This is a genomic window from Secundilactobacillus mixtipabuli, from assembly GCF_002217925.1.
In the GTDB taxonomy this organism is placed as follows: Bacteria; Bacillota; Bacilli; order Lactobacillales; family Lactobacillaceae; genus Secundilactobacillus; species Secundilactobacillus mixtipabuli.
Genome location: NZ_BCMF01000003.1, coordinates 41289 through 56423 on the forward strand (window position 1 = coordinate 41289; position 15135 = coordinate 56423).

Genomic DNA, 15135 nt, shown 5'->3' on the forward strand with positions numbered 1-15135 from the left:
TATTTTGATATTAATTTAAAATTAGTCGTTCAACTGGAACTTCAATTTCATTTGCGGTTCACCCAAAGCTAACATCTGTCCAAGTAAGATGTTAGAGTTCTTCTGGGCAATATCAGCCATTTGACGGTTAACCTTTTCAAGGTAAGCCGGTAAGTCAGATTGGCTGACGGCCTTTTGATCAGCTTTAATTTGAAGGTTTCGGCACTGTGCAACAGTGTGTCCTTCAAATAAGTTTTCCTGGTCCTCATATAAGGCAAAGTTGTTGTCGCCGATTAACGCTAAAACGTTTGGCAACCAGTACATATTGGTCGGGTCGCAGTCGCCAGTGGTATTCTTATAAGCCGTTGGTGTGTCCGTCACGTTAGCGTAGAAAGGCACCACTGAATTGAAGGTGTTAGGACCGAATGCTAACCAATGAATCCCGGCAATTTCGGCTGGGACGTCATTGCGAATTTGGAGAATGTGCAATTCTTGATTCCGGTTAATACCGATTGGACGGAACTGCTTCTTTTCCGCTTCAGTACCAGTGCCATAAGGATCATATGGTGTGTTTTGGTAATGAGAACTCAAAACAAACTTCATGTCTTCAATGGTGATTTTCTTATCAGTTCGGCAAATGAAGGGGAGGTCCTGATCAATTGGTGTCGTATCAAATTCTGGATTGAAGTACTTTTGACCATACCAAGCTCGTGGGTTGTTGTAACGGGTATCCTTGATCGTTGCGCTACCAAAGATGTGCCGCAGATTAACCTGATCCTTATCAGGATTCATGTGGTATCTGCTAATTAGATGAGAAAGGTCTTTTGAGCACAGCGTATTATCTGAATTAAAGTTAAATTGATCGATGTTTAAACGGTTAGGTGCGATCACATAGGCGTCATCAGGGATACGAACGGCTGCCCAGTGATGGCCGCCGATTGATTCAAAGTACCAAACTTCATCTTTATCGGAGAAGGCCATGGCGTTCATTTCATAAGTGCCATACTTTTCCAATAGGCTACCTAATCGCTCAACGCCTTCGCGGGCCGAGTGACTATAAGGCAGGGTTAAAGTGGTGATGTCTTCTTCACCAATACCGTTCTTAACGAGTGGATCCACACCAAGGATACGGGAATTAGAGGTAATGGTTTCAGTAGCAGTCATCGCAACGTTAGCACTGTTGATACCAGCAGCAGCCCAAGTACCGTGACCGTCAGTTGCTTCTGGTGTTGAGGTGTAACGCAGTGGATCATCGGGTAAGTCGATAGCAATTGAGCTTAAAACTGATTTGTAATGGCGAGGTTGGTCTTCCGGGTTAACCACGACAAATTTTTGTGGGTTCAGTGGACCGGCGCCGTCCTCATTTCTTGCAATTATCGTGGAACCGTCGATTGAGGCCTTTTTACCCACTAACATTGTGGTACAAGAGCCCTTGATTCGTTTAGTCATGCAAACACTCCCTTTAATTTGATTACTTTTCCATTGTATCACGTTCGTTGCCAGCGGCTTTGATTAATGGCAGTAGCAGTGAGTGTTTCACGTGGAACATTTATTGTGAACAACAGGTTGTTTGACAAAGCAACGTAGAGTTATTTTAATTGAGGTTGCTTTCAATTATTGTTATAGCGTAGAGTATATGATAAAGATGTACAAGGAGCGCTTTAAATTGAAATCAATCGTAAAAAACGGCCTGGAAATTATTGCTGGTGCCCTAATCTATGCGCTAGCAATCAACTATTTTTTGATTCCCAATCGAATCGGTGAGGGTGGCGTGACGGGTTTAACCGCACTAGGATACTATACGTTCAGGATCCCACCAGCGTTGACTAATTTTGTCTTGAACGGCATTTTAATTTTAGTTGGCTTCAAATTTTTAAAACGGGAGACGGTTTTCTATTCTCTGTGGGCGGTACTCTGGATCAGTCTTTTTCTACGGGTTCCGGTGTTCTTGCCGTATCATACCAGCCAGACGGTGATTGCGGCAATTGCTGGCGGTGTGCTGATGGGAATTTCTATGGGCCTGATCTTTCGTGCTCAGGGGACGATTGCCGGGAGTACGATTCTAGCCAAAATTGTGAACCGTTATTTAGGGATTCGAAATGGTTCAGCAATGCTGTTTTTTGATTTGATCGTCGCCATTCCATCCGGGATGGTGATCGGCTTTCAAAATATGCTATTAACGGTACTTGAACTTTATATTTCCGCCGTTGTTTTGAATAAGTATTTGGATGCATTAGGGGCTAAACGTTCCGTACTGGTGTTTTCAAAGCATAATCAAGCCATTGGCAAAGCGCTATCGACTAATTTAGGCCAAGGGGTCACAATGCTGAAGGCTACCGGCTTTTATAGTCAACAAGAGATGGACGCGCTGTTTTATATTTGCAGTAATCGTGATTGGACCGCAGTCATGCCCATTATTATGTCAGTGGATCCGGAGGCTTTAGTGGTGACGGATCAAGTTCGAAGCGTTCGCGGTTTTCATTTGCCAGAGCTGTAAGTAAAAATATTTTCGGAAGCGTTGTTGAAAAGACAACGCTTTTTATTGTCAATTAGTTTTAGGCACTCCTAAAATATGTTAGCATATAAGTTGGAGGTGGAAATAATGACAACTATTTACATGCATCCAACGAAAAATGCCGAAATGGTCAATCTATCTGATGGTAGTGAGGCAGTTGTTGAAGCTGTGAAGACAGCTAAAGGACAGCGTTATCTCTTCCGGTTCAATGAGCATAAGCATGCCAATTTCTGGTGTGATCAGCCCATAGAAAATGGTCAAACAGTTAAGGTCACATCAATCGATGGGCCAGAAAAATTTAAAATAGAATTACGTTGATAAGTTGAAACATCGTCATATGTTTGTTGATAATATGTGGAAATATTTCAGATTAGCAGCTAAAGAGTGGGATTATGTCCCGGGAAATCAAAATAGCAGACATATCGGAATCAACCGATACGCCTGCTATTTTGTTGCACTATTAACGGATACGGTTCTTATGAAGGTGATCCCAGTGAAGCCGGAATAGCTTTACCATCTCAGTGATAACAAGTACGATAAAGCCCATGATCATTGGAATACCCCAACCGTACTGGAAGTTAATGGCAGTCGTGTGGAAGACACCTTGCATGAATGGCAGGTAGATGATTGCCAACTGTAGGAGAATCAAAAGGCCAATGATGTAAAAGGCCATTTTATTTTGGAAGAAATATTTTGAAACGATCGGATGGTTATTTCGCAGATTGAATAGGTAGAAAATTTTACCAAAGATGACGATATTCAGTGTCATGGTGCTACCCATCAAAGCTGTAATGCCGTTACCCACCAGCAGATCGTAGGCGAAGATGCCCAAGCCGGCAATCAACAATGAAACGTAGACGACCTCGACGACATCCATTTTTGATAAAATACCGGCTTTGACATCCCGAGGACCGCGGAACATGATCCCTGACTCGACAGGCTCAAAGATGAAGGCAAATTGAATCGTCAGTGCCGACACCATGTTGATCCACAAAAGCTGTGTTGGGTACAGGGGTAGTGACTGGTCCAAGGCAATACTTAAAACGACGATTAAGCCTTCAGCAAAACTGGTTGGAAGTAGGAACCGAATGGTTTTACGAATGTTATCAAAAACGTGACGGCCTTCCTTAACAGCAGCTAAGATCGTGGTGAAATCATCATCTGCCAGTACCATATCAGCAGCACCTTTGGCAACGTCAGTCCCTTTAATGCCCATAGCAACACCAATGTCTGCCTGCTTCAGTGCGGGGGCATCGTTGACACCATCTCCAGTCATCGAGACGACATGGCCGATGGCTTGCTGAGCCCGAACGATACGGAGCTTATCAGCAGGAGTTGTTCTGGCAAATACGGTGTAATTATCAATCACATCGGCTAATTCATCATCTAAGAGCTGGTTTAATTCAGGACCCGTGATGGCTCTTGGTGAATCAGCCAAATTTAGTTGTTTGGCTATGGCTGCAGCAGTTTCTGGATCATCACCGGTAATCATTTTAACTTGAATCCCTGCGTAACGAAGTTTCTTAATAGCGTCAGCAACTTCGGGACGTGGCGGGTCAATGATACCGACTAGGCCAACTAAGGCTAAGCCTTGACCGATCATATCAGGGTCAATCTCACTTATTTCCTGGGAAATAACCTGATAACCCAGTGCAACTACCCGTTTGCCTTGACGTGTAAGTTGACTCATCTGTTCAGCCATGACGCCAGCGTTGACTTCACCACCATGTTTCTGAATCAGCTTGGCTAACGTCTGCGGCGCACCTTTAACCATCAGGACCCGTTTACCGTTATGGTCGACCAAGCGAGCAGAATAACGAAACGCCGAATCGAATGGCAGTGAATCAATTTCATTAACCACTGGATCCGCATGGTTGAGCTTATGAAATAGTGCAGTTAATGCACCATCCGTTGGTTCTCCAGTCAAAACCCACTGACCGTCTTCCTCATTAAAGACCGCGTCTGAAGTTTGGCCAGCAATTTGAACTAACCAGTTCAAATGCTCATTGTGCTGCCAATCAACGGTTTTACCCGCGGTATTTTCAATCTGACCCTCTGAATCATAGCCAACTCCGGAAACTTGGTATTGATGTTCTGGCGTTAAAATATCGGTGACCGTCATTTCATTTTTAGTTAAAGTACCCGTTTTATCGGTATTAACGATATCGACGGCACCAAGCGTTTCAACAGCAGGTAATGTTTTAACGATGGCGTTTTGTTTGGTCAGCTGCCGGGTTCCCATTGCTAGCACAACCGATGTACTGGCTGGCAGGCCTTCGGGCATTGAGCCCACAACCATTGTAATAACGGCGATTAGAAGGGTTGGCAAACTGTAAACGTGAATGACCGCGCCCAAGAGAAAAAGTAAGATTGCGGCAATCACAATGGCGACTGACAGGCCAAAGCCTAAACGGTTTAAGTTTTGCATCAGCGGGGTTGACTTGGCCTTTACTTCTGCGACATCTTGCTGAATCTTGCCGATTTCTGTGCTAGCACCGGTGGCAATAACGACCCCTAAACCGGAACCGCTGGTCACCGCAGTAGAGGCAAAAGCCTGATTTTGTCGTTCAGCTAGTGGGAGATCTGTGGCGTCGATTGCTTCCTCAATTTTTTCCACTGAGTCGGTTTCACCAGTTAAGACCGATTCTTGAATATTTAAATTATCAGCTTCAACTAACCGTAAATCAGCTGGAACTGAATCACCGGCTTCAAGCCGGACAATGTCACCAGGTACCAATTCTCGGGAAGGCAGAGTGATTTTTTGACCATCACGAATCACAAAACTCTCTGAGACGAGTAAGTCTTTGATTTTCGCTAACGCGTTGTCGGCTGAAATTTCCTGGAAATAACCAATAAAAGCGTTGGCTATGATGACCAGGCCGATAACGATTGAATCTGAATAGCGGTGCAGCGTAAAGGTAATAATGGCCGCCGCTAATAAAATATAGATGATACTATTGTTAAATTGTTTGATAAACCGCAACAAATTTGATTCTTTCTTAGCTTCCAACTCGTTGGGGCCATGTTCTGCAAAGCGTTTTTTAGCTTCCACTGTACTGAGTCCGTCTTCACAGTTGGTCTGCCATTTCTGTTCTAGTTCAGAAGTTGATTGGCGCCAAATTTGTTGCTGGTTAGGTCCGGCGTCTTGTTTTTCGTCGGTTGCCGTGGTTGTCGTCTGATTATTATCTGATTGAGTTGCCATAAAATAGTCTTCCTTTCGTGATCAATTGGTAATTAACGGTCTGGTAATGCCAAACTGATAAATAGAGCCCTCAATTGTAATCCCTTCTTTCGTTGTTGTTACCTATTAGATTAAAGATTAAGAATGGAAAATACAAGCTTAAACACCTTAAAATCGGACTAATTATCTAGATTGAAAAAAAAGTTTTAAATTATTTTAGGGATGGCTAAAACGCTTTAACTCATGTATGAAAGCGTGCACATAAGTAGTAGAAAATGTTAAGGAGTGCCTAAAAAGTGTTTTACAAATCCAAAATAAATTGTACAATGAACACGCTTAACAAATCTAAGAAGGGTGGCAATTAATTTTGAAGGATCAAAAAACACCACGCAAACACCATTTGATCGAATATGCCAACGGGAAATCGTTGGAAGAGATCAATGGTTCAATCGATGTTCCAAAGGGGAAAGGCTTTTGGAAAACATTATTTATGTACTCAGGACCTGGCGCACTAGTCGCAGTTGGTTACATGGATCCAGGTAACTGGTCAACATCGATCACCGGTGGTCAAAACTTCCAGTACTTACTGATGTCTGTTATCTTGATGTCAAGTTTGATTGCGATGTTACTACAATACATGGCAGCTAAACTTGGCATCGTGACACAGATGGATTTAGCACAAGCCATTCGGGCACGTACAAGCAAGTCTTTGGGGATCGTTCTTTGGCTCCTAACTGAATTTGCGATTATGGCGACTGATATTGCGGAAGTTATCGGTGCCGCTATTGCGCTGTATCTTTTATTCCATATTCCACTTGTATACGCTGTTTTCATTACCGTATTTGATGTTTTGATATTGCTATTATTAACCAAGATTGGGTTCCGTAAGATTGAAGCAATCGTTGTTTGCTTGATTCTGGTTATTTTACTTGTATTCGCATACGAAGTTGCTTTGTCAAATCCTAACTGGGCCGGCGTTTTTGGCGGCTTAATTCCTACTAAGGATACGTTCTCAAGTTCAATTAAAGCCGGTGGCAGTACACCATTGACTGGTGCCTTAGGGATCATTGGTGCCACCGTTATGCCGCATAACTTGTATTTGCACTCTGCTATTTCACAAACGCGTAAGATTGATCACGCCGATGAAGACGATGTGGCACGTACCGTTCGTTTTACGACTTGGGATTCAAACATTCAATTATCACTGGCATTCGTTGTTAACTCTTTGCTGCTGGTTATGGGTGTTGCCGTCTTTAAGACTGGTGCTGTTAAAGATCCTTCGTTCTTCGGTTTGTTCGAAGCTTTATCTAATTCTTCAATGTTAAGCAATCCTATATTGATCAGTGTTGCTAAGTCTGGGGCACTGTCAGTGCTGTTTGCCGTTGCACTGCTTGCTTCAGGTCAAAACTCAACTATCACCGGGACTTTAACTGGTCAAGTGATCATGGAAGGTTTCATTCACATGAAGATGCCTCTATGGGCACGTCGGTTAGTTACCCGTTTGATCTCAGTTATTCCTGTTCTGATCTGTGTTGGTATGACTAGCGGTGAAACCCCTATTCAACAACACGAAGCGCTCAACACGCTAATGAACAACTCACAAGTCTTTCTGGCCTTTGCCTTACCATTCTCAATGCTGCCGTTGTTAATGATGACGGACAGTAAGATGGAAATGGGTGAACGTTTCAAGAACACTTTAGTGATCAAAGTTCTTGGCTGGTTCTCAGTTATTGCTTTAACCGTCTTGAACATGAAAGGTCTGCCAGATAACATCGAAGGTTTCTTACCTGCCAATGCCTCTGCTGCCGATTTTGCAATGGCTGACGATATTGCCTACTTCCTGGTCGCATGTGTTGTTGCTTTGCTGGTTTGGATGATTTACGATCTGCACCAAGGTAACAAGCGGCTTAAAGCTAAGCTTGGTGTAGTAGATTAATCGGAGGTTTGTGATGACTACAAAAACTGAATTTAAACATATTCTAGTTGGTGTTGATGACTCTGAAGATGCGCTGTTAGCCTTTCAGTACGCCATCGATATGGCTAAACGACGACACGCGGAATTGACCATTGTATCCATTCTTGAAAGCCACGAGCTCAGCGTCTATGAAGCGTTGGATAAAGATTATATCCATGGGGAACGCAGCAAACTTGACGCACATATCAAAACGTACGTTAAGCGAGCCATGGACGCCGGTGTCGAAAAGGTTAATGCACTGGTTTCAGAGGGGAAACCAGGCGAAGTGATCGTCAAAGATGTCATTCCACACGCCAATCCAGATGTGCTCATTATTGGTTCAATTGCTAAAAAAGGGTTTAAACGCCGCTTTGGGTCACAAGCTGCCTATATGGCTAAATATGCACCCATCTCAGTTTTAGTTATTCGTTAAAATTGCGCTGCTTGTAAAAGCTGTGACACGACTCAGCAGATTCTCGAGCTGATGTAAATAATGTCTATTCCGTCATTGTGCGGAATAGGCATTATTTGCGTCTAGAACAAAAAAAGGTAACAATCAATGCTGGCTAATATAGACTTATGACATAGTCGCCGTTGATTTGTGATGAAAATGAGACTTTTCTTCTAATTAATATCACTTTTTGCTTAATTACCAACTGAGCAAACGCCAGTTAATGTATAATAAAGGTAAAACAAACATTGGGAGGTGGCAGCATGCATAAGCTTTCTAATTATCGGCGATTATGGGCAGTGGTTGGTGTTGGTACAGTGTCTTTGGTTTTAGCCTTCGGTCTTCATCAAGCGACTTGGGCGCAACTATTAGTGACTGTTCTCGGTTCCTTAATTGCACTGCTGATGTTTATTGATATGGTTAAAACACTGCGGTCTGGTAAGTTTGGCGTGGATCTGCTGGCCATTACCGCGGTGATTGCGACCTTGGCGATTGGTGAGTACTGGGCGGCATTGATCGTGTTGCTGATGCTAACGGGTGGTGATGCGTTAGAAGATTACGCTGCCCATAAAGCCAATGCAGACCTTCAGTCGCTCTTGGATAAATCGCCCCAGCAAGCTCATTTAATGATTGATGGCACAATCAAATCCGTTTCAGCAGACCAAGTTGAAATTGGTGATCGTTTGCTGGTTAAGCCGGGTGAAGTGATCCCTGTTGATGGGACGGTTGTTGACGGCAGTACTACTTTAGATGAGTCATCACTAACGGGTGAGTCTCGGCCAATCGATAAAGCAACAGGTGACACAGTGATGTCAGGGTCAGTCAATGGTGACGCCTCAATTCAAATGGTAGCCGATCAAAAAGCAACGGACAGTCAGTTTCAAAATATTGTCCGGTTAGTTAAACAGGCGGAAGCACAACCGGCTCATTTTGTTCGGATGGCTGATCGCTATGCACTGCCGTTCACCATTTTAGCTTATCTGATTGCAGGGACTGCTTGGTTCGTTTCGGGCGACCCAGTTCGGTTTGCTGAAGTACTCGTAGTGGCCTCGCCCTGTCCGTTAATTCTAGCGGCACCAATTGCGCTGGTTGCGGGAATGAGTCGGGCAAGTCAAAGCGGGATCATCGTTAAAACGGGGACGACCCTTGAACGACTGGCTAAAATCAAAACGATGGCCTTTGATAAAACGGGTACGATCACGAAAGGGCATTTAAAAGTCAATGAGATTATTACCCAGCCCAACGTGGACCAAAAACAGTTACTAATGCTGGCTGCGGCAACTGAACAGCAGTCAAACCATATTTTGGCACGGTCATTAATGCAGGCAGCACCCGATCAATTGCCAACGGTAAGTGATGTTAAAGAAACCACTGGTGGTGGTGTTCAAGCTAATATTTCCGGTCAGCTGATTCGGGTCGGTAAAGCGGATTTTGCGATGCCTGACGGGTCGATTCAAAAAGTTGAGGATACCGCTGTGTACATGTCCGCTGATGATCACTATTTAGGTTGTGTGACCTTCACGGATGAATTACGTCCCGAAGCAGTGACGACAATGACGGAGTTACATGACCTTGGTATCAAGCAGCTGATGATGATTTCTGGTGATCGTCAATTGATTGCAACCAAAATTGCCAAAGCGGTTGGTATTGACCAAGTACACGCTGAATGCCTGCCTGGTCAAAAAATTGAAGTGCTGAAACAGGTACCGGAAAATGGTCGGCCGGTTGCCATGGTCGGTGACGGGGTAAATGATGCGCCATCACTGGTAACTGCGGATGTAGGAATCGCTATGGGCGCCAGTGGTGCGACCACTGCCAGTGAGTCTGCGGACGCCGTTATTTTAAAGGATGATTTGCGCCGCACCGTGATTGCCGTGAGAATTTCTCGCGCGACGATGCATGTTGCCCGTCAGTCGGTCATGGTGGGGATCATTATCTGTACGGTACTGATGCTGATTGCCAGTTTTGGTGTTATTCCGGCAATCTTCGGGGCAATGCTACAGGAAGTTGTCGATACCGTGGCGATCCTATGGGCACTGCGGGCACGCAGCATTGCCATTAAAGAATAGCTTTACTAAGTCCAGTAATGTTGCTTGCATTTTAAAATCATTCATTGTACGATTACACCTGAAAACTGAATAGATTTCTTCGGGGCAGGGTGTAATTCCCGACCGATGGTGACAGTTAGATTGAACAAGCAATCGCTACATGGCTGAAGTCCGTGACCCACGTTATTCGTGGTTGACCCAGTGAGAGTCTGGGACCGACAGTTAAAGTCTGGATGGGAGAAGAAAAGAACTATTTCGTACCATTGGTGTACACTTTTTTGTGTACCATTACCGTATGAAATCTTGTTTAGCTTATCAATAAAGTAGGCCCCGCATATTAATGCGAGGCCTTTTTTCGTGAGGTGAATAAGGTTTGATCGATTCAAAATTCATGCAACTGGCAGCGGATGCTGCTAGAAAGGGCACCGATACTTGGAGCAATCCTCAAGTTGGCGCGGTCATTGTTAATCAGCACCAAACGTTAGCGGTTGGTTACCATCACCAGTATGGTCATCGGCACGCGGAAATTGATGCGCTTTCACAACTAGACGAAATTAGTCAGGCCAAGGGTGCCACTATGTACGTCACCCTTGAGCCATGCAGTCATTACGGTAAGACGCCGCCCTGTGCCAAACGGTTAGCCGAAGTTGGGATTGCCAGAGTGGTGATCGGCCAGCTGGATCCAAACCCAATCGTCAGTGGTAAGGGAGTCAGAATCCTGCAAGACCACGGGATTCAGGTTAAGGTGCTGAATGATTCACTGGGATTAAATGTGGCCTATAACTTTTTTTATCAGTATCAGCGGCCGTTAGTGACGCTTAAGTACGCCATGTCGTTGGACGGTAAAACAAACGGTCCCAAAAACGAGCGAACCATGTTAACAGCAACCGCCGCACAGCAAGACGTACAGCAGTTAAGAAGCCGTCAGCAAGCTATTTTGGTAGGTGAGCATACCCTCTCAGTGGATGATCCGCGGTTAACGGTTAGGACCTCAGAAATGGTCTTTCCGCCCATTCGAGCAGTGTTAGTTCACCACGTCGATGAGATAGAGCGGCATCGTCATTTGCTGGATCAAGCCGCACCGACGTGGGTCTTCAGCGAGACGCCCTCGACGAGAGAACTGCCGGTCAACGTGCAGGTCTTTACGGATCCGCACTGGACACCAAGAGGGATTGTTCAGTTCTTGGCTAACAAGGGGATTCAATCGCTGTTGGTAGAAGGGGGCAGCCACCTTCAAGCTGACTTTATTGCGGCCAACTTGGTTGATGATGTGGTGATTTACGTTGCGCCTAAGATGTTGGGTGGAACCGGGTTACCAGCAGCAATTGGCCAATCATTAACCGCCCAAACCCACTTTGAAAAACCAACGATCTCGCTGCTGGGTTCTGACGTTCGGATTCAGACAAGGAGGGTGTAGGCATGTTTACAGGCATTATTAAAGGTATCGGCCACGTTGTTTCAATCGAAAGACTGGCAGATACGGCAAAATTAACCATTAAGGCACCGCTAATCAGTCAATTAAAGCCGCAACTGGGCGATAGTTTGGCGATCAACGGTATTTGTTTAACGGTAACGGATGTAGCACCAGACCAGCTCTCCGTTGAAGTGATGCCAGAGACCACCCGGTTGACGAATCTCGGTCAGCTTAAGCAAGCTGACCGGGTTAATTTAGAACCTGCGCTAAAGGCTACCGAACGCTTAGATGGTCATTTCGTTTTAGGCCACGTCGATACGACGGCAAAGTTAATTCAGCAAAGTACGGATCAAAACGCGACCCGATTAACTTTTGAAATCGCACCAGAATACGATGATTACATTGTCAAAAAAGGTTCAGTTGCTATCGATGGTGTCAGTTTAACGGTGACTGAAAGTTCGCCACGGCAGTTTTCAGTGGGTCTCATTCCCTATACGCAAGCTCAAACCACGTTGGGAGACCGACGAGTTGGTGATTTAGTCAATATTGAAACGGATTTTTTAGGCAAGTACATTGTGGGCGCACAGCGAAAGGAAGCAGTCCAATGACAAACCAAGACTTAATTCAAAAAATCGAAGCAGCAGTTGAAACCCTTAAACAGGGGAAATTGATTATTGTGGCAGACTCACTTGACCGAGAAGCAGAAGGTGACATGGTTGGATTGGCTGAATACGTGACGCCTGAAAACGTGAATACCATGGTCACAAAGGCTCGGGGACTTTTGTGTGTACCGATGAGTGAGACTGTCGCAAACCGCTTAAAATTAAAACCGATGGTGACAGACGCCACGGATGCGTACGGTACGGCGTTTACTGTTAGCACGGATGTACGGACGACCACAACCGGCATATCAGCGTTTGATCGTTCAGACACGATTGCAGCTTTAGCTAAAAGTGATAGTGGTTTTGACGATTTCTATCATCCAGGGCATATTTTCCCGTTGATTGCCCGTGAAAATGGTGTGTTAGAGCGCGATGGACACACGGAAGCGGCGGTAGATTTAGCCAAGCTGGCGGGTGTCCAGCCGGTAGCTTATATCTGTGAGATCCTTAAGAAGGATGGCACGATGGCCCGGCGTAAGGATCTTAAGGCCTATGCGGAGGGAACTCAAACCCCGTTGATCACTATTCCGGAGTTGCAGCAGTATCGTCAGATCAAGACGATTGAAACCATTGCTAACGTTGATTTGCCGACGATTTATGGCACGTTTAAATTAAAGGCATTGAAAACGAGTGCGGATGGTGAACCAACCTTACTGATTACTAAAGGGGACATTCGTGGTCAAGCACCGGTTTTGGTCAGACTTCACTCTGAATGCCTCACTGGTGATGTTTTTGGATCAAAACGCTGTGATTGCGGCGCGCAATTAGCGGAGTCATTAAAGCGAATCGAACAGGCAGGCCGCGGAGCCGTATTGTACTTACGTCAAGAAGGCCGCGGCATTGGCCTGGCCAACAAACTAAAGGCGTATGAACTGCAAGAACGAGGCTTAGATACGGTTGAAGCCAACCTTCACTTAGGCTTACCAGCGGATGAGCGCAACTATGGCTTAGCTGCTGCAATCTTAAGGCAAGAGGGCGTCACGACCGTTAATCTCATGACGAATAGCCCAGATAAAATTCAGCAGTTAGAACAATACGGCATCAAGATCAACCATCGAGTTCCGCTTGAGGTTGGCTTGACACAAGAAAATGAAGCTTACCTAAAAACGAAGAAAAACAAGTTTCAACACCTATTAAGGGAGGTAAATTAAAATGGTCATACTCGATCATTCAAGAATCGCCAGCGGATTTAAAGTTGGCATCGTGGTGGCACAGTTCAATGAGCTGGTGACGGATAGATTACAGCAGGGGGCGATCCTACAATTAAAAAAGTATGGGATTAACGATGAAGCGATAACGATTGCTAAAGTCTCTGGTGCTCTGGAATTACCACGAATCGCTAGAAAATTAGCGGACAGTGGCAAAGTAGACGGTATTATTGCCCTGGGTGCGGTGATCCGTGGTGAAACATCCCACTATGACTATGTTTGTGCGGAAACGGCCAGCGGGTTAGCACAGGTTTCGTTGAATGGCCCCGTACCAGTGATGTTTGGCGTGTTAACCACCGATAATCTGGATCAGGCCATTAATCGAGCTGGTGGTAAGGGCGGTAATAAGGGCGCTGATTGTGCTGACGGGTTAATTGAAATGATTAATTTAGAGAAGCAAATTTAACGTCAACAAGCGCTGCTCCCATGTTTTTGCGGAGCAGCGCTTGTTAACCACTTATCATTTAAGAAAAAGTTTCACGTGAAACATTTTGTAGAAGCTAAGTCTTATTCTGTTTGTAAATGATCAAAAATGGCCTGCATATGAGTTTCAATTTGGTTCAGTTCAACAGCGTAACCCTTGAGCTCATCACCATATTTTGCGACTTTGGCTTGATCAACATCAGTTTTATAGCGTAACTTATGTTCCAAGCTGGCCCACAGATCCATACCAACGGTTCGCAGTTGAATTTCCACGGGGGTTGCAACTGGCCCCTCGGCCCGGAAAACGGGAACGGAGACAACCAGGTGTAAACTGCGATAACCACTAGGCTTGGGATGGGAGATGTAATCCTTGCGTTTTAGTAAGGTGACGTCTGACTGATTAGTTAACGCTTTTTCAACGGTGTTAATGTCTTCAAGGTAATTAGTAATGACACGGATACCCGCAATGTCAAAGATGTTGTTCTTAATGGCGTCAAACGAGAAGTCATATCCCTTCCTAGCTAATTTACGGATAAGACTTCGAGGCGATTTCATGCGGGTTTCGATGTGATGAATGGGGTTGTGGTTATCGAGCATTTCAAACTCAGTGTCGAGATTTTCCAACTTAGTGCCAAACTCCTTGGCCCCAGCTTGACACTGCTGATAGTAAACAAAAAATTGACGTAGTTCAGTTGCATCGTAATCACCTAATACGCGGCTCATTTCCTCAGAGATTTGATTAATATTAGGTAAGTTATCACGTTGTAGAATCATGGTCGGACTTCCTTTGATAAGACTATTTGACTTGTTTAACATGATGGTTATTATGAATGGGGTTTTACTGGCAGCGTACGGGTCAGCTGCCGATCTCCCCAGGCACTGAGATTTAGCAGCATTTGCTGCAGGTACTGTCCGTCCAGACTGAGCTGGTACTGGTAATCAACGGCTGAAACAACTAACTTCAAATCAACGAGTTCGTTAAGTTTGATCAGCAAGTTAAACGTTGAAATGCCACGAACAGCGCGGCGTAACTGCATAAAGTCCCGTTGCGAATCCGTTAAGTTGAGTAAAATCAGCGCGTACCATTTGTCTGAAATGACAGCTAATCCTGCTTTAGTGCCAATATTTAAATCTTGCATAGACAATCTTTTCACCACGCCTATTTTGAATTTAATCTCCATTCTAGTGGGTTTGTACAGTGGAGACCAGCATTTACACTTCACCTATATTATAGTAGAAATATGAAAGTGCTAAAAGTAAAGTACTGGGCTTGACTTAATGGGAATTAAGCGTAATATAT

The 15135-nt window shown here is 44.8% G+C and carries 13 protein-coding genes and 1 riboswitch; of the genes, 9 read left to right on the forward strand and 4 right to left on the reverse strand.

Annotated elements, in window-relative coordinates; genetic code table 11:
* Positions 1 to 21: 21 nt before the first annotated feature.
* Positions 22 to 1428 (reverse strand): C69 family dipeptidase, encoded by a 1407-nt coding sequence (locus IWT5_RS02945; protein WP_089108460.1) that lies wholly within the window; start codon positions 1426 to 1428, stop codon positions 22 to 24.
* A gap of 196 nt (positions 1429 to 1624) precedes the next feature.
* On the opposite strand from IWT5_RS02945, the gene IWT5_RS02950 reads away from it, so the two are divergent.
* Positions 1625 to 2476: a YitT family protein gene (locus IWT5_RS02950; protein WP_089108461.1), complete on the forward strand. Its 852-nt coding sequence runs from the start codon at positions 1625 to 1627 to the stop codon at positions 2474 to 2476.
* Between the two features lie 105 nt (positions 2477 to 2581).
* Positions 2582 to 2812 carry a hypothetical protein gene (locus IWT5_RS02955; protein ID WP_089108462.1) on the forward strand — a complete coding sequence of 77 codons (231 nt, stop codon included), beginning with the start codon at positions 2582 to 2584 and terminating at the stop codon, positions 2810 to 2812.
* A 142-nt stretch (positions 2813 to 2954) separates the two neighbouring features.
* Here IWT5_RS02955 and IWT5_RS02960 read toward each other — a convergent pair whose 3' ends face one another.
* A complete protein-coding gene (locus tag IWT5_RS02960; protein ID WP_089108463.1) occupies positions 2955 to 5696 on the reverse strand; it encodes an HAD-IC family P-type ATPase in 2742 nt (913 codons plus the stop codon).
* Positions 5697 to 6039: 343 nt separating this feature from the next.
* Between IWT5_RS02960 and IWT5_RS02965 the strand changes: the two genes are divergently transcribed.
* From IWT5_RS02965 to ribH, 7 genes are all read left to right on the forward strand, one after another.
* Complete coding sequence (locus IWT5_RS02965) at positions 6040 to 7611, forward strand: Nramp family divalent metal transporter (protein ID WP_089108464.1); 1572 nt, start codon at positions 6040 to 6042, stop codon at positions 7609 to 7611.
* 13 nt (positions 7612 to 7624) lie between these two features.
* Positions 7625 to 8062, forward strand: coding sequence for a universal stress protein (locus tag IWT5_RS02970; protein ID WP_089108465.1), 438 nt, complete (start codon positions 7625 to 7627; stop codon positions 8060 to 8062).
* Between the two features lie 281 nt (positions 8063 to 8343).
* Positions 8344 to 10149, forward strand: a complete 1806-nt coding sequence (locus tag IWT5_RS02975; protein WP_089108466.1) for a heavy metal translocating P-type ATPase — start codon at positions 8344 to 8346, stop codon at positions 10147 to 10149.
* Between the two features lie 71 nt (positions 10150 to 10220).
* A riboswitch (FMN riboswitch) is annotated at positions 10221 to 10377 on the forward strand.
* 124 nt (positions 10378 to 10501) lie between these two features.
* Positions 10502 to 11545: a bifunctional diaminohydroxyphosphoribosylaminopyrimidine deaminase/5-amino-6-(5-phosphoribosylamino)uracil reductase RibD gene (gene ribD, locus IWT5_RS02980; RefSeq protein WP_089108467.1), complete on the forward strand. Its 1044-nt coding sequence runs from the start codon at positions 10502 to 10504 to the stop codon at positions 11543 to 11545.
* A 2-nt stretch (positions 11546 to 11547) separates the two neighbouring features.
* A complete protein-coding gene (locus IWT5_RS02985) occupies positions 11548 to 12150 on the forward strand; it encodes a riboflavin synthase (RefSeq protein ID WP_089108468.1) in 603 nt (200 codons plus the stop codon).
* Positions 12147 to 13355 (forward strand): GTP cyclohydrolase II, encoded by a 1209-nt coding sequence (gene ribA, locus IWT5_RS02990; RefSeq protein ID WP_089108469.1) that lies wholly within the window; start codon positions 12147 to 12149, stop codon positions 13353 to 13355. The genes IWT5_RS02985 and ribA overlap by 4 nt, the downstream gene beginning before the upstream one ends.
* Before the next feature lies 1 nt (position 13356).
* Positions 13357 to 13818, forward strand: coding sequence for a 6,7-dimethyl-8-ribityllumazine synthase (gene ribH, locus IWT5_RS02995; RefSeq protein WP_089108470.1), 462 nt, complete (start codon positions 13357 to 13359; stop codon positions 13816 to 13818).
* A 101-nt stretch (positions 13819 to 13919) separates the two neighbouring features.
* Here ribH and IWT5_RS03000 read toward each other — a convergent pair whose 3' ends face one another.
* A complete protein-coding gene (locus IWT5_RS03000) occupies positions 13920 to 14609 on the reverse strand; it encodes a GTP pyrophosphokinase (protein WP_089108471.1) in 690 nt (229 codons plus the stop codon).
* 50 nt (positions 14610 to 14659) lie between these two features.
* Complete coding sequence (locus IWT5_RS03005) at positions 14660 to 14974, reverse strand: winged helix-turn-helix transcriptional regulator (RefSeq protein ID WP_159459269.1); 315 nt, start codon at positions 14972 to 14974, stop codon at positions 14660 to 14662.
* Between the last annotated feature and the right edge of the window lie 161 nt (positions 14975 to 15135).